The organism is Streptomyces lucensis JCM 4490 (genome assembly GCF_014650035.1).
GTDB classification, from domain to species: Bacteria; Actinomycetota; Actinomycetes; order Streptomycetales; family Streptomycetaceae; genus Streptomyces; species Streptomyces lucensis.
In genome coordinates, this window is the sequence record NZ_BMUE01000011.1 from 249,369 (window position 1) to 264,131 (window position 14,763).

At 68.7% G+C, this 14,763-nt stretch carries 15 protein-coding genes and 1 pseudogene; 10 read left to right on the plus strand and 6 right to left on the minus strand.

Going from position 1 to position 14,763, the window contains the following annotated elements; all coding sequences use genetic code 11:
- The first annotated feature begins 37 nt into the window (after nucleotides 1-37).
- The 4 genes from IE177_RS24580 to IE177_RS35835 all read left to right on the plus strand — a co-directional run bounded on the left by IE177_RS24580 (nucleotide 38) and on the right by IE177_RS35835 (nucleotide 2,983).
- Nucleotides 38-601, plus strand: coding sequence for a hypothetical protein (locus IE177_RS24580; protein ID WP_190017575.1), 564 nt, complete (start codon nucleotides 38-40; stop codon nucleotides 599-601).
- Between the two features lie 112 nt (nucleotides 602-713).
- Nucleotides 714-1,412 carry an orotidine-5'-phosphate decarboxylase gene (gene pyrF, locus IE177_RS24585; RefSeq protein WP_190017576.1) on the plus strand — a complete coding sequence of 233 codons (699 nt, stop codon included), beginning with the start codon at nucleotides 714-716 and terminating at the stop codon, nucleotides 1,410-1,412.
- 358 nt (nucleotides 1,413-1,770) lie between these two features.
- Complete coding sequence (locus tag IE177_RS24590) at nucleotides 1,771-2,592, plus strand: polymorphic toxin-type HINT domain-containing protein (protein ID WP_190017577.1); 822 nt, start codon at nucleotides 1,771-1,773, stop codon at nucleotides 2,590-2,592.
- Nucleotides 2,486-2,983: a DUF5958 family protein gene (locus IE177_RS35835; protein WP_373305166.1), complete on the plus strand. Its 498-nt coding sequence runs from the start codon at nucleotides 2,486-2,488 to the stop codon at nucleotides 2,981-2,983. Before IE177_RS24590 ends, IE177_RS35835 begins: the two co-directional genes overlap by 107 nt.
- A 52-nt stretch (nucleotides 2,984-3,035) precedes the next feature.
- Here the strand turns inward: IE177_RS35835 and IE177_RS24595 are convergent.
- Nucleotides 3,036-3,685 (minus strand): annotated as a pseudogene (locus IE177_RS24595) (site-specific integrase); the annotation flags it as partial.
- 147 nt (nucleotides 3,686-3,832) lie between these two features.
- On the opposite strand from IE177_RS24595, the gene IE177_RS24600 reads away from it, so the two are divergent.
- The 3 genes from IE177_RS24600 to IE177_RS24610 all read left to right on the plus strand — a co-directional run bounded on the left by IE177_RS24600 (nucleotide 3,833) and on the right by IE177_RS24610 (nucleotide 5,602).
- Nucleotides 3,833-3,991 carry a hypothetical protein gene (locus tag IE177_RS24600; protein ID WP_373305167.1) on the plus strand — a complete coding sequence of 53 codons (159 nt, stop codon included), beginning with the start codon at nucleotides 3,833-3,835 and terminating at the stop codon, nucleotides 3,989-3,991.
- A gap of 1,009 nt (nucleotides 3,992-5,000) precedes the next feature.
- Nucleotides 5,001-5,228 carry a hypothetical protein gene (locus tag IE177_RS24605; RefSeq protein WP_190017578.1) on the plus strand — a complete coding sequence of 76 codons (228 nt, stop codon included), beginning with the start codon at nucleotides 5,001-5,003 and terminating at the stop codon, nucleotides 5,226-5,228.
- Nucleotides 5,225-5,602: a hypothetical protein gene (locus IE177_RS24610; protein ID WP_190017579.1), complete on the plus strand. Its 378-nt coding sequence runs from the start codon at nucleotides 5,225-5,227 to the stop codon at nucleotides 5,600-5,602. Before IE177_RS24605 ends, IE177_RS24610 begins: the two co-directional genes overlap by 4 nt.
- A 323-nt stretch (nucleotides 5,603-5,925) precedes the next feature.
- On the opposite strand, the gene IE177_RS24615 is transcribed toward IE177_RS24610, so the two are convergent.
- A complete protein-coding gene (locus IE177_RS24615) occupies nucleotides 5,926-6,429 on the minus strand; it encodes a DUF2165 domain-containing protein (protein WP_190017599.1) in 504 nt (167 codons plus the stop codon).
- Between the two features lie 103 nt (nucleotides 6,430-6,532).
- Between IE177_RS24615 and IE177_RS24620 the strand changes: the two genes are divergently transcribed.
- On the plus strand, nucleotides 6,533-6,919 hold the full coding sequence (locus IE177_RS24620; RefSeq protein WP_190017580.1) for a hypothetical protein: 387 nt from the start codon (nucleotides 6,533-6,535) through the stop codon (nucleotides 6,917-6,919).
- Here the strand turns inward: IE177_RS24620 and IE177_RS24625 are convergent.
- Both IE177_RS24625 and IE177_RS24630 read right to left on the minus strand, forming a co-directional pair.
- The gene (locus IE177_RS24625; protein ID WP_190017581.1) at nucleotides 6,898-7,086 is read right to left on the minus strand and encodes a DUF397 domain-containing protein; all 189 of its coding nucleotides are present in this window, start codon (nucleotides 7,084-7,086) and stop codon (nucleotides 6,898-6,900) included. The genes IE177_RS24620 and IE177_RS24625 overlap by 22 nt on opposite strands.
- Nucleotides 7,083-7,895 carry a helix-turn-helix domain-containing protein gene (locus IE177_RS24630; protein WP_190017582.1) on the minus strand — a complete coding sequence of 271 codons (813 nt, stop codon included), beginning with the start codon at nucleotides 7,893-7,895 and terminating at the stop codon, nucleotides 7,083-7,085. The genes IE177_RS24625 and IE177_RS24630 overlap by 4 nt, the downstream gene beginning before the upstream one ends.
- A 372-nt stretch (nucleotides 7,896-8,267) precedes the next feature.
- Between IE177_RS24630 and IE177_RS24635 the strand changes: the two genes are divergently transcribed.
- Nucleotides 8,268-9,053 carry a helix-turn-helix domain-containing protein gene (locus IE177_RS24635; protein WP_229816246.1) on the plus strand — a complete coding sequence of 262 codons (786 nt, stop codon included), beginning with the start codon at nucleotides 8,268-8,270 and terminating at the stop codon, nucleotides 9,051-9,053.
- 283 nt (nucleotides 9,054-9,336) lie between these two features.
- Nucleotides 9,337-10,452: an ADP-ribosylglycohydrolase family protein gene (locus IE177_RS24640; protein ID WP_190017583.1), complete on the plus strand. Its 1,116-nt coding sequence runs from the start codon at nucleotides 9,337-9,339 to the stop codon at nucleotides 10,450-10,452.
- 278 nt (nucleotides 10,453-10,730) lie between these two features.
- Here IE177_RS24640 and IE177_RS24645 read toward each other — a convergent pair whose 3' ends face one another.
- Nucleotides 10,731-12,686 carry a DUF8823 domain-containing protein gene (locus IE177_RS24645; RefSeq protein WP_190017584.1) on the minus strand — a complete coding sequence of 652 codons (1,956 nt, stop codon included), beginning with the start codon at nucleotides 12,684-12,686 and terminating at the stop codon, nucleotides 10,731-10,733.
- A 188-nt stretch (nucleotides 12,687-12,874) separates the two neighbouring features.
- A partial coding sequence (locus IE177_RS24650; protein ID WP_229816247.1) for a D-alanyl-D-alanine carboxypeptidase family protein occupies nucleotides 12,875-14,763 on the minus strand: 1,889 nt, incomplete at its 5' end.

Consider the following 14,763-nt stretch of genomic DNA (forward strand, 5'->3'; position numbering starts at 1 on the left):
ACCGGTCGGGGCCCCGTAGCGGAGGAGATGCGTACCCGTGGCTGCCCGACTGCCCTCGTGGGCCTGGGTCACCGGTCTGACGGCGGGAGCGACCGCGGCCGTGATCGTGCTGGCCGTCCAGGCCGACCACGCACCGCACCCCACGGCCGCGACGGCCAAACCCAGCGCCTCGGCCTCGGCGAGCACGCACCCGACCGCCAAGCCGAAGGCGCCGGCCGAGCCGGTCCTGCCGGACGAGTCCGGATCCGGTCGCCGGATCGTGTACTCGCTCGGCGAGAAGCGGGTCTGGCTGGTCGACGCGACCGGCAAGCCGAGCCGCACGTTCACGGTGTGGCCCGGCACGGTGAACCCCCGTCCGGGCCGCTACTCGATCACCCTGCGCACCCAGTCCCTCAAGGGCTCGGACGGCGTCGAGATCGAGCACATCATGTACTTCACCAAGGCGGAGGGCGTGAACATAGCCTTCTCCAACGCCCTCGACGGCGCCTCACCCCCACCGGCGAACGGCATGAAGCTGGGCGGCATACGCCTCCACAAGGAGGACGGAGCGGCGCTGTGGTCGTTCGGCGACCAGGGGACGAGGGTGACGGTCGTCAGCTAGTGCTGTGACCGCCTGGCTTCGCCGGGTCGCAGGGCCACGCTGGATGGAGCGCGCCGGCCGGCAAGAGGAGGCCCGTGGGAAGCGGTACGCGTGGGGAGATCAAAAGGACGGCATGGAGCCAGCCAGTCAGATCATCATCGCCTTGGACTGCGACAACCGCGCGACCGCTCAGAACATCGTCGATCAGCTGGGCGACGAGTGCCGCTTCTACAAAGTCGGACTGGAGCTCCTGACAGCGGCCGGGCCTGAGTTCGTCGAGCACCTCGTCGCCCGGGGCAAAGAAGTGTTCCTGGACCTCAAGCTCTTCGAGATCCCGAACTCCGTCGCCGGCGCCGTGCATGCGGCAGGAGCCCTAGGCGTCTCCCTGGTGACCGTGCACAGCATGGGAGGCACGGGCATCATGGCTGCCGCTGTTGATGCGGCCCGCGACTTCCCGGAGCTTCGCGTCCTCGCTCTGACCGTCGTCACCAGCATGACCGATTCCGACCTCGCCGACATCGGTCTCGGTGTTTCCACTGAGAGCCAGGTACTTCGGTTGGCTGGCCTGGCCAAGCGAGCTGGATGCCACGGTGTGATCGCCTCGCCGCAGGAAGTATCGGCCTTGCGGGGACTGCTGGGTGGCGATGCCTTGATCGTCACCCCGGGGGTTGCGCTGCCCGGTGACTCTCCTGGTGAGCACACTCGCCCCGGCACGCCACGGGCTGCCATTGCCGCGGGCGCCTCACACGTCGTCGTCGGACGGACGGTCACACGCGCCATGGACCCGGCATCCGCATTCCGCTCCGTCCGCGACAACCTGCAGCCGCAGTAGGGCAGCTCGCTGACCACGGTTGGCCAGCCTGCTGTTCGCCGGTAGCGCCCCGACCTGGTACTGCCCCGGCGCACGATCCGCTGCTGCTTTTGCCCTTCCTGATCGGTCAGTCCGAGCACCCGCACAGGCTCGGCCACCACACCTCTCAGCGACCGGACCGAACGTCACCGCCCATGCGGCCGCTCCCCCCGAACGTCGCGAATCACTTGGGGCATCAAGGCCACCATTCACTGCATCACCGGTCGCGGCGACTGCGGCGAAGCTCTCGTCGAAGACGTGATCACGCTCGCCACCCTCGACTGGGGGCTTCACCAAGGGTCTGCTGGCGCGCGGTGCCGAGAAGGCTGCGATCACGGAGATGGGGGAGAGTGTCGCGCTGAGAAGACTCGAAGCGGCGGCATGTAGCTTCTCCCCTTCCACGCGGGTTCTTCTGAGGAATGGCAAGGCGAAGCGAATCGTCAAGGTCCGTCCTGGCGACGAGGTGGCCACTGCCGACCCCCAGACCGGCAGACGCAAGGGAACAAAGACGGTCACGGCTCGACTCGTCCACCACGACGACGACCTCGTCGAGCTCGTGGTCCGCGGCAGGAACGGGAACCTCGAAAAGCTTCATACCACGTCCAATCACCCCTTCTGGGACGACACGGCACAGATCTGGATCCCCGCCGGCAAGCTCCAGGCCGGCCACGCTCTCAGCACCGCGACCGACGGACACGCACAGGTCGTCGCTGTTCAGGTCAAGCCTGGAAGCGCCGACATGTACAACCTGACTGTTGAGCGTCTGCATACGTACTATGTGCTGGCAGGTGCCACGCCCGTACTGGTGCACAATTCCGGTGGGTTGTGTGGCCCTGGCCTTAGAACGGCATCGGAAGCCGGTATCAGCCCGAATGATGCCAAGCGAATTCAGAATGCCGCGGATAAAGCAGGGCAGCCAATCATTGTGGTCGGGAGCCGTGCGAACGGAACGCCCAACCCGACATCGGACTGGGATTACATCCTGTCGGGTCCGTCCAGAACTCGTCACAGCGTCAAGAATTCGCTGCCGAGAGGTACGGGTGACGGTGAAGGGAGTGGGCGCGGTAGAGACTTCTGGCAGAACTACAATCCGAACCGCCCAGACTACGCGGAGCTGGACCCAAGCAGGCCGTACGTCGTATTTGAGCCACGGAGCAGGTGAGCACTTGCGAGCATCAGAGCGGATCATCAACGAGGTTGCCCAAGGACTCCGGAGCCTGGAGGACGCTGTGGCCTGGTTCTCTTCGCTAGAGCAGGTTGAGCAGAGGGCGGTGCTGCACGAGGTTGTTCGTTACTCCATGCAGGCCCATGCGACAGTGAACGACGCGCGTGATGGGCTGCTGCGATCAGGCGTCAAGCCGACCATGACCCCGGCAGTGTTGATTGTTCGAGAACCGATTCTCGAACAAATGGGGAAGATTGTAAATCTGCCCCCCGGTGAGTACGGGAAGTCCTTCCGCGTCCTCTTGTCCACGTTCGCTGTGGCTGACACGCGGCGAAGGGAAACGGAGTGCCGAGGAACTTGTAGGCACGCCTGGCACAACCTGTCGTAGGCGCCGACGTCCCCGGTGCCTCAGAGAGGGCGTTGCCGGGGATTTCTGAGTGATCGTCAGACGGTTCCTCGGTGCCGTTCAGGGCGTTGTTGAGGCAGTCGATGGCTTGGCGTTGGAGGCGAAGTCTGACGTGGGCATAGACGCCAGCGGTGACGCCGATATGGGCGTGGCCAAGCAATTCCTTGATGACAACGAGGTCGACGCCCTGTTCCAGGAGCAGGGTGGCGGTTGAGTGGCGTAGGTCGTGGAAGCGGATGCGTCGGAGTCCGGCCCGGTCGAGGAAGGTGCAGAAGCGGCGGGTGAGGTTGGCCGGGTCGAGAGGGCTGCCAGTGGGTGTGGTGAAGACGAGGTCGCTGTCTCTCCAGCCTGGCCCTGCCGTTCGCGTTCCTTGTCTTGCTGCTGTTTGTGCTCCTTGAGGGGGTAGAGGCATTCGGTCGGGAGTGCGATACGACGCTCCGACGATCGTGTCTTGGTGGGTAGGTGGGTGAGACCGCCCGTACGGGTGCGCTGGAGTGAGCGGCGGATGGTGGCGGTGCCTGTGCCGAGGTCGAGGTCTTCCCAGTGGAGGCCGAGGAGTTCGCCTTTGCGGAGGCCGGTGCGCAGGGCGAGTTCGTACAGTGCGTGCAGCCGGTCGGCTTTGGCCGCGTTGAGGAACTGGCGGGCTTCGGCCACTGTGAGCGGCCGGAAGCGCCTGGGCCGGGGGTGGGGGGCGGCTGGGACCGGGACGGGGGGCCGCTCCGGGGGTGCCTCGATGGCGGGCAGGTCGGGGGCGGGCGGCTCTTCGGTGGGTTCGGGGGCGTCGTCCTGGTCCTCGGTGTCCTCGGCGGCCGGGGCCGTCTTGGTTGCCGAGTGGGCAAGGAGCACCAGGACCAGGACGCCGAAGGCGGCCGAGGACTCGGCATGGTCAGCACGATCGCTCAGCGGGTCGTCGTCCACGAGAGCGAGGCCGGCCACACGGTCACCGCGGAGCTCTTCACAGACGTACGACGAAGAGGGCCCCTGTGCTGAGGAGGACGACCGGCCCCGGTTTCTGGTGCGAGTGCTGGACACAGAACCTGGACGGGCAGCAGCCGCCGACACTCTTCGGGGCCTACGACGCGTGCGATGCCGTGGAGGCGAACAACTGGGTAGCGACGATCCTCCGCACCATCTCACCGGCACTCGACACAGCAGCCTGCGCGGAGGCATGGGAACGGCTCTACGACCACCGCATCGACACCCGACGAGCACTCCTACGCCGTGAGCCCTGGGCCGTGTCCATCACCCATGCCAGCACGCGCATCACATGGACCGTCCGACCAGTGCTCTTCCTACCCCTCGCACACCGCCAGGGCAGCGAACTCCCCCTGTGCACAAGCGACTTCAAACCCCGGACACCCTGAGAGCCTGTCAAGCATCACCCGGGACCGGACACAACTCAGACGCCCGACTGCGTTACAACTTTCTCTACGGGTTCAAGGCGCCGCGCATGCGCGGCGCGGCGCCCGCCCGGTCCGCGCGCCGCCGCTCCTGCCTCCGTCCCGCTCCGGCGCCCGGCCCGAACGGGCGCCAGAGGGCAGCAGTTTGCGTCAAAGCGAGAAGACTCATGGGGCTCTGCCCCACACCCCGGACCTCTCTCGGAGGGGGCGGGGCTTGCGATTCTCCTCAGGTGCATTGTGGTGCGGAATGGTGGGTCGCGGGGTGGGTCCCTCCTCGGCCGGCCACCGGAGGCGTACCAGGAACCTCCAGGGGCCGCCAAGGCCAAGCGCAAGCGTCACGACGTGAGCCTTGGCGGCCCCTGAAGAACCCTGGTACGGCGAAGCTGACCGACCGAGGAGGACCCACCCCGCTCTGGCTGAACTCATGCGGAGGCCCGGGCGCAACTACTCAGCCGGGACCGAGCCGTTGACGGCAACGCTGACGGCAACCGGAGCGGACATCAGCGCACGCCAGCAGACGGGGACGGACTGACATTTCCCGGCCGCTACATAATGAGCAGGAAATCATCGACGGGAAATCGAGCCACATTATCCCTGGAATGGACTCCAGAACACCTGAAGGTGCGGACGCACTCGCCGATTATGTGGATCAAATCAACAGCACTCCCGGAACCCCGCTGCTCAACGGTGGGGGTGAGGCTTGGTATGATGCCGAAAGGGGTCTGTACATCTTCCGGGGCGGCAACCCTGCCGTCCCTAGCGGATCAGTTTACCGCGCTTCGCCGGAGTATTTAACCAACAAAACCGGGGTGCAGATCAAGAAATGAATCTCAATTGGTCCGGCGAAGAGTACGAGATGTTCCTCGCGTCGCCACGTGAGCATCAGTTGGTGCGCGACGCGATCGTGGAGGCCGGGTACGTTGTAGGCGGGCTCCCCGATGCAGACTGGGTCGCACGGCTCGGGCGCACCAAGGTCGAGGTGGAGGACTTCCTCAAGGGCTGGGGCGAGTTCTTTCCCTCCCGGAACCTCTCGGTGGCCGACCTGGAACTCATCAGATCGTGCTTCGCGGAGACGCTGGAATTCTTCTCCGATGAGGAATATCAAATGCGGATGAACTGGACGAAGGGAGAGTCCTCCGTCGCGTTCACCGGCCTGCTGGATGATCGAAGAAAGATCACCATCGAACGACAATGGGGATGAGACTGACCAGTCGTCCGCCCACCTATGGGTGTCGATTGGACGCTCTTTGAGAGTCCCTGCCGAGCCGGTACTCGGCAGGGACTCCAAGAAGGTCACGGTGGTGCGTAGGTGGTGGAAACGCATGCGGCGGAGGTCAGTCCTGTGAAGGAGCAGGGTAAAGGCGCGGGTGGTTGGGCGGGGCGATCGGCCTGACCTGTGCGCTGATAAACGCCCCTTCACCTCGCAGCGTGAGGAACCAGGTGAAACCTCGTAACACGGCTACTGTGCACGAGATGCGGTCGGGGGGGCGCCGGACGCCCTTCCGCGTAGCTGCCGGCCGGTCGTCACTCGTCGCGCGGGAGGTGGTTGACGATCAGTGCGACTCCGCTGAGCAGGAAGACGCGGGTGGCGGCGTCCAGGCCGTTCCAGGTCTTCGACTGCCACATGGCGAACCACTCACCGCCTATCGCGATGAAACCGGCCCCGAAGAGCAGCAGCAGCATCAGCAACCCGTAGGTGGAGACGCGCCGGGCGAGGTCGTGATTCCGTCGCACCCACAGCCAGGTCCCCCAGAGGAGCACCAGCGCGGCCACCGTCTCCCACACGATGATCGCCACGTAGGCGGTGTCCTGGAGCGCGGTGCTCGTGATCGCGCGCCACATCAGGTCGTCGTCCTTGAACGTCGTGTCCATCGCCAGCACGTGCCGCACGAACTGCTGGTTCGTCCCGAAGTCGGTGATGTTCCCGAGGGCGACCAGGGCGATGTAAAGGGCGAGGATGCCGGTGAGGACACCGGCGGCGAGCCTGAGGCCGGTGTGGCGTGTGGGGCTTGTGGGGCGCGTGATCATGTCCATGGCTCGCATCTTCCCCCGTGGACAAGTGAGTTGAGTAGTTCCGCTGTCTCCGTGCGTCCGAAACCTGCCACGCTGGGTGTGCCGAGGGGAGGCGGGCATGCCGCTGGTACCGCGTGAACCGGGCCGGGAGGACTGGCTCGGCGAGGACGAGGTGATCCGTGCCTGGCGCGTACGCCGGGCCGCCCTGCACCGGGTCGCCGAACTGGGCTCCGTGCCGTACGAGTTGCGGGGCGGCCGCAGTCGGGGCACCTACGGGGCGGAACCCACCTACCGCTGCTTCGCCCCGGACGACGTCCGAAGGGTCACCGACGCCCTGCGCGACGGCAGCCTCGTCCCGGACCCCTCCTGGCGCACCGACACCCCGGAAGGCCGCGAGGCCGAGCGCCGTGAGCGGCGTTCGGGGCGGCTCGTCGACGGCCTCTTCTTCGGACCGGTCCTGCTCCTGGTCCTGGGCGCGCTGCTCTACGGCTGGCTGGCGCGCTGAGCGAACGCCAGGAACTCCGTCCACGTCCCGCCGCTGACGGTGAGCCGGGCGCCGTCCTTGTTCTTGGAGTCGCGGATGTGGATGGCGGCGGGGGATATCGCCACTTCGACGCACTCCGGGCCGTCGTTGCCGCTGTAGCTGCTCTTGCACCACTCCAGAGCTGTCATGTCTCCCGTTCCAGTACTTTCTCGATGAAGGTCAGTGACTCGCGGGGTGCCAGCGCTTGCGCACGGATCAATCCATAGCGCATCTCCATCACTTGGGCTTCCCTGGGGTCGCTGACCACCCGGCTGTACATCTGGCCTTCCGTGTGGCCCAGGGTCTTGCCGCTGCGGAGTTTCAACATTTGGATCGAGCCCATCATGCCCGCGTGGTCCTCGCAGTCCGTGGGCATCACCTGGATCTCCACATGGCGCAACTGGCTCACTTCCAGGAGGTGTTCCAGCTGCCGCCGCAACACCATTCTGCCGCCGATCGGTCGCCTCAGCGTCGCCTCTTCCTGGACGAACGAGATCGTCGTGCGTGGAACGCGCTCGAAGACCGACTTTCGCGCCATGCGTGCGGAGACGAGCCGGTCGATCTCCTCCTCGGTGTACGCGGGCCGACGGATCGCGTACAGCGCTTGCGCGTACTCGGGGGTCTGTAGCAGACCGTGGACATGGAGGGCCGCATAGGCTCCCAGCTCGGCGGCCTCGCCCTCCAGCTTGGTCAGGTCCCGGACCTTCTTCGGATACCGGGCCCTCTCCACGTCCTCCTTCATCGCGGACAGCTTCCCGCCCGCACCCAGCACTTCATCGGCCGCGTCCAGGAACTGTGGCTGGGGAACCCTCACCCCGCGTTCCACGGCGGAGACCAGGTCCAGGCCGTATCCGATCCGCGCGCCCAGTTCCGTCTGCTTCAGCCCGGCCGCCTCCCGCCACAACTTGATCTGCCGCGCGACCGCCCTGAGCACGGCCTCGGCCTCCTCGTCCTCCATGTTCACCCTCCGTGTCGCGATGGTCACGGTCAGCGTAGGGATGTCCGGGGGGCCGGGTCCCGCGTATCCACGACCTGGTGAAACGGGAGGTGCCAGCAGTCGAGTCGGCGGATGCTCCGGACTGGGTCGTGGTGGGGCGCGACCCGGTGGTGCGCGACCCCAAAAGACCAAAGAACCGGGGAAAGAACCGAACCCACCCCCACCGCCCCCGTCGATCACTCGCCGGAGTGAATATGCCGAACGAAACTGGCGTGGCGCGGCAGTTGTGGTGCAACGTCGGGCAAGACACCACGTCCGTACATGCATCGGCCCCCGCCGGGAGTGGCTTCCCAGTGCGAGGGCCTGATCACCGAGGAAGTAAGAGGCTTCCCAGTGACTGACAAGAAGCGTAACGCGTCGGCGCGCCCCAGGACCCGGCATTCGTCCGGCGTCACCCACGTGAACGAACCCCACCACGACAACTTCACCGTGGTCGGCAACCATCTCGCCCAGCACCCCGAGCTGTCCCTGGTGGCCATCGGCCTGGCGCTGCACATCCAGTCGCTGCCGGAAGGCACACCGATCGGCATCAAGACGCTGGCGGCGAAGTTCCCCGAGGGCGAGATCCGCATCGCGGCGGCCCTCCGCGAGCTGGAGGAACACGGATACCTCGCGCGTCCCAGGGAGCGTCTTCAATCGGGACGAGTGACGACCCGGACGATCTCGTACAACAAGCCGAAGCTCGCACTGGCCGCGGCCGCCGCACCGGTGCCGGAACCTGCTGAGCCGACCCGGCCGAAGGCTCCCGCCGCTCCACGAGGTCCCGCCACTGACCTGCTCGTCGGCCTGCGCGCCCACGACTCCCGCCTGCTCCTCACCGAACGGGACGTGCACCGCCTGGCCCCGGCCGTCACCGAGTGGCTGGAGCGGGGCGTGCCGCCCACGGCCGTCGTACGCACCCTCACCACCGGACTGCCCCAGGAGCCGATCAAGCACCCGGCGGCCCTCCTGTCCCACCGCCTCACCAGCCAACTGCCCCCACACCTCCCCGCCCCGCCCCCGAGCGTCACCCCACCCCGCCCAGACCCCCTCCAGACCTGCGACGGCTGCGACCGCGCCTTCCGCTCCTCCCACCCGGGCCGCTGTCGCGACTGCCGCACGCCCCTGGCGGTGGCGTGAGCCCGGAGGCGGGCTCGGTGGGGAGGACGCCGGCCGCTCTGCTCGCAGAGACGCGGGGGCCGAGGAGCCGTCAGCGGCCATCGAGGAGACCCGGCTGATTCGGGAGGCGACCGAGGCCGACGCCGGATTGTGACCGACTGGCTGCCGGATTCCCGACGGAGTCGAACCGCTCACAGCTGGGCGGGAATGACCTTTCAAGGACGATTTGCACTACTGAACGGACCGTTCGCCGTCCATTACAGTGCAGTGCGTCGTGCGGCTGACGGTGCCGTTGGGAGGTCTGGTGGGTGCGACATCCGGCGCCGTCTGGGGCCGTTCCGAACAGCAGGACTTCCGCAGCCGAGTGCGCGGCACCCTGCTCGGGGTCGCCGTCGGCGACGCGCTGGGTGGTCCGGCCGACGCGCTGTCCCTGGAGGAGATACGCACGGCCTACGGCCCCGAGGGGCTGCTCGACCTCGCCTTCGGGCACGGGCGGCGCGGCTCGGTCACCCATCACACCCAGCTCACCCTCTTCAGCGTGGACGGACTGATACGTGCCCAGGTGCGACGCGACACCGGCGCCTGGCATCCGCCGACCGATCTGCACCGGGCGTATCTGCGCTGGGCGGCCACCCAGCGGGACTGGGGACCCGACGAGCGCCGCAAGGACGACGGCTGGCTGGCGCGCGAGGAGTGGCTGTACGCCCGGCGGGAGCCGACCCGCGCGCTGCTCGTCGGCTTCGGCGACGCGGCCATGGGCACGCCGGAGCAGCCCAAGAACCCCGGTGAACTCGGGCCGGAGGCCGTCGCCCGCTCGGCGCCGTTCGGGCTGCTGGTCGGCTGGGAGCCGCAGCTCGTCGCCCAGCTCGCGGTGGAGTGCGCGGCCCAGAGCCACGGGCACCCCATCGCCTACCTCTCGGCGGGCGCGTACGCCGTGATCGTCCACGCCCTGGCCCGCGGGGACAGCCTCGACGGCGCCGTCCAGCGGGCCCTCGCCCTGCTCGCCACCCGCCCCGGCCACGAGCCCGTCTCCGACGCCCTTCAGCACGCTCTCGGCACGGTGCGCCAGGGCATCCCCGGCCCGGCGAGGGTGGAAGAGCTGGCGGGGGACGGTACGGCGGACGGGCTGCTGGCGGCGTCGGTGTACTGCGCCCTGGTGGGCGAGGACGTACAGCACGGACTGTGCCTGGCGGTGAACCAGAGCGGCCCCTCGGCCGCGGCGGGCGCGCTCACCGGCGGCCTCCTCGGCGCCATGCACGGAGACACGGCCCTCCCGCCGGGCTGGCTGGCCGAGCTGGAGGGCCGCCCTACGGTCCTGGAACTCGCCGACGACTTCGCGATGGAGATGACCCAGGGCCCGGCCCTGCACGGCCCGGCCGGCTCGTCACCGGGCTGGCTGGCCCGCTACCCCAGAGCCTGACCGCCCAGACGGTGCACTTCCCGGCGCCGGCGCCCGCAGTTCCTCAGGGCGCGGGGACTGCGCGACCGGCCACGACGAACCCGCACCCGACGACGACCCTCGCAAACCCCCTACGGCGCCCCCACCACCCGTAAATCGTTCGGTTCAGTGACCATCGTTCATCGCGTGAACAGTCGCATCGGTCCCGGAGGCCGATCTCAGACGTCGAGCCCTCCCCGTCCTTCACGGCCGGGGAGGGCTCGTCAGCGCGTCAGGTCCAGCGCGTCAGGTTCAGCGCGTCACTTCAGCTCGTCCGGACACGGTGTGCCGCGCGGCAGCTGGTACGGCGCGCCCAGCCGGTACGTGCCGGCCTTCGGGGCGAGCAGCATGGTCCACTTGTCCCCGTTCGCGTCCTCCGGGGTCTCCCACAGGCAGCCGTTGGGGTTGTCGTACGTCTTGGGCGTCCCGGGGTCCCGGTGCTTCGACGCCTCGGTCTCCTGCGGGCCCTCGAGGCTCTTGCCCTGCTCGTCGACGACGCTCAGCCACGGCGAGTACGGGATCCGTATCAGCACCCGCCCGGGCTTGCTCACCTTCAGCGTCATCTCGCCCTGCTCGGCGCGGTCCACCGTCGCGTTGGGCTCGGCGAGCGGCGTCGCATCCGTCACCTGGAACAGCTGCCAGTTGGCGTCGCCCCAGATCTGCTTCAGATACGGCATCCCGCGCTGCAGCAGCTCCCGCTCCCGGCCGTCGCCGTCCAGGTCGTCCTGGGGCAGCACCACGAAGTGCACGGACCAGCGCTGGAGCCACTCGTGGTAGTTCGCCGAGTTGAGCGTGTGGTCGTAGAAGAGCGGGTTGCGCTCCATGTCGGCCTGCCGGTTCCAGCCGCGCGCCAGGTTGAAGGACGGGGCGAACGCGGAGGCCTCGCGGTGCGAGCGCACCGGCACCACCTCGACGCGGCCCTTCTCGGCGCCCTGCTCCTGCAGCTCGTTGATCAGCGGCGCGAGTTCCCGCGCCCAGGAGGCGTCCGGAGTGGTGTGGATGATGTCGTCCACCGTCTTGAAGCCGACCCAGCCGGTGAAGCCGAGCAGCGCCAGCACGGTCACGTACCACTTGCGCGACTTCGGCACCGTGTACGGCAGCGCGGCGACGAGCGTGGCCGCCGCGAACAGCATCGGCAGCCGGGAGATGTTCGACCCGATCTGCGAGCTGATCAGCCACACCAGGACGACGCCCAGGCTGTAGACGGCGGCCGTCAACCGGACGGTCTTCCACTCCTTGGGAACCAGGAACAGGCACAGCAGGCCGTACAGCAGCGGGAGTATCACCGAGCCGATCTGCATCGGCTGGGTGCCGGAGAACGGGAACAGCCAGGCCGACACCGCGACCACGGCCGACGGGGCGAGCCCCAGCGCCCAGGCGCCCGGCCGCCGCTTCTGGAGGAACAGCGCGGCCGCGACCAGACCGACGAACAGGCCCGCGACCGGCGAGGCCATCGTGGCGAGCGCGGCCAGCGGGGCGGCGACCAGCGCCTTCGCCCAGCGCTTGTACCGCCACCGGTACGGCCAGCAGAAGACGGCGGCGACCGCGCCGAGCGCGAACATCGTGCCGAGCCCGAACGTCACCCGCCCGGATATCGCGTTGCACAGGAGCGCGGCGACCCCGGCCAGCGTGGTCCACAGCGGGTTCTTCACCGCCCGGCTGCGGATCGTGATCAGCATCAGCAGGCCCGCCGACACCGTTCCGGCGATCATCATCGTCGTCCGGACGCCCAGGGCCGACATCAGGTACGGCGACACCACGCTGTACGACACCGGGTGCATGCCCCCGTACCAGGCGAGGTTGTACGCCGAGTCGGGATGGCGGCCGACGAACTCCGCCCAGGCGTCCTGGGCCGCGAGGTCGCCTCCGCTGTTCGCGAAGGCGAAGAACCAGATGATGTGCAGCACGCCGCCGAGCGCGGTGATGGACAGCACGGGGTGCAGCAGGAGGCGCTTGCGGAGGGGGTCGAGAGCGGAGAGGAGCCGGGACAGCGTGCCGGGGCGGTCGTCGGCGGTGCCATGGTCGGCGCGGTCGGCGCGGCTGTCGCGGTCCGCGCGGCCGTCAGGGTCGTCGTGCGTGCCGGGACGGCGGGCCCGGGCAGCCCCGTTCGCCCTGTCGTCCGTGACCGTCGTGTCAGTCGCGGACGTGCGTATTCGCGGGCCGGATCCCAGGCCCGGACCGGCGTCGTCGGCGTGTGTCGGCTCCGCAGTGGCCACCTGAAGGCACTCCCCGTGTCCTGTCTTTTGTTCTCGGCCGCGTTCCTCGGTGTTCCCGGCCGTTTACCGTCCCGGTCCGGTGACCGATGACCTGCCCCGATTCGTGACGCTAGCACGCACCCCGCCGACCGGCTCCCGGGTGGGGCGCCGATCGGCGGGGTGGAAGGGGCGGACGCGGGGCCCTGCGCTCAGCCCAGACGGGTCAGCTTCGCTCCGAACCCGGGCTCGCTCAGATCCTTCTGCAGAGCCACCGGAACCTTCACCGCACCGGCCGAACCGTCACCCACGGTGAGCGTCCCGACCTTGGTGCCCGCCTTCGCCGTGTGCGGCACGGTGTCCGGGGCGAAGGACAGCTTCACCTTCAGTCCGGGCCAGCCGGCCGCCGTCACGTCCTTCGTCGCCACGACCGGGGTACGGCCGCCGAGGCCGTCGTCCACGTACCCGACGACGTCGCCCTTCTTCAGGATCGTCGCCGACTTCAGCGCGCTCTGCGCGGCCCGGATCAGCTTGTCGCTGTGGTCGAGGGCGGCGCTGAGGATGGTGTTCTCCGGACCGCCCGCCGGCTGGCGCAGCACGGCGCCGACGATGGTGCGGGTCTCGCCGCCGACCTGCTGCTTCGCGGCGAAGACCAGGTTGCCGAGGGCGGAGGTGGTGGTGCCGGTCTTGATGCCGACGACGTTGTTGTGGCCGACGAGCTGGTTCCAGTTGGGGCGGTTCACGCCCTTGTAGTCGTCGTACGACATCATCGCCGCGACCTCGCGGAAGGCGGGCTCGGTCATCGCGGCCTTGGCGAGCTTCACCTGGTCCACGGCCGTGCTGACGGTGGAGTCGGTCAGGCCCGAGGGGTCGGTGTACGTGGTGTTCGTCATGCCGAGGCTCTTGGCGGTGGCGTTCATCTTCGCCACGAACGCCTTCTCGGAGCCCTCGTCCCAGCGGGCGAGCAGACGGGCCACGTTGTTGGCGGAGGCGATCAGGATGCTCTCGAGCGCCTCGCGCTGGGTGATCGAGTCACCGGCGGTGACGTCGACGGTGGACTCGTGGCCCGCCTTCGACTGCTTCTCCGCGGCCTTGTCGATCTTGATTTTGGGGCCGTCGGCACCGCTCTTGAGCGGGTGGTCGTGCAGGATGACGTACGCGGTCATGACCTTCGCCACGCTCGCGATCGGTACGGGCTTCTGGGTGCCGGAGGAACCGAAGCTTCCGATGCCCTGCACGTCCAGCGCCGCCTGGCCCTGGGACGGCCACGGGATGTCCGTCTTCGCGCCGCCGAAGGTGTAGCTGTCCTTCGCGGTGAGGTCGAGGGTGGGCTGGGGCAACGGGCGGAAGTTCTGCGCGACCGCGAGGATGACCGCCAGGAGGAGGACCAGGGGGGTCCAGATCTTGACCCGGCGCACCAGGGTGCGGACCGGGGTCTCCGGGGGCGGAGGCGTGTTCGTCAGCTCCGCCAGCAGGTCCAGCGGGGGCTTGGGCGGCAGGGGCTGCTGGGTGGTGCGCTCCAGGCCGACCTGGGGGACGGGGGTGGTGGCGTCCGGCTTGGCGGGCGTCGGCTTGGGGGCGGTCGGCGCGGGGGCGGTCGCCCCCGGGGCCGTTGCCTCGGAGGCGTCGGGCTTCTTGGGAGCGTCGGGCTTCTTGGGGGCGACGGGCTTCTTGGGTGCCGTCCGCACGTCGTCCTTGAGCGCGACGAACTTGCTGGTGCGCTCGGGGTCGGACTCCGGGGTGCGGGGCTTGGCCGCCGGCTTGGCGCCGCCCAGCTTGAGCATGGTCGTCGGCTGGTCGACCTGGGGCTTCTTCGGGCGCAGGGCCTTGAAGGCGGTGGTGGGCTGGTCGACGGTGGCCTGCGGCGCGTCAGCCGTGTCCTCGTCCGCCTCGGCTTCGCCTTCGGCGTCCGGGTTCCCACCCGCGCCACCCGTGCGGCCTTCGTCGTCGGCTGCGGGTGGCCCCTGTGGGGCGTCCTCGCCGTCGGCGGCCTCCGCCTCGCCGTCAGCAGCCTCGTCGTCGAGGGCATCAGCGAGCTCGGCAGCCTCGGCGGCCTTGGCCTCAGCGGCCTCGGCGGCCTTGGCCTCAGCGGCCTCGGCGG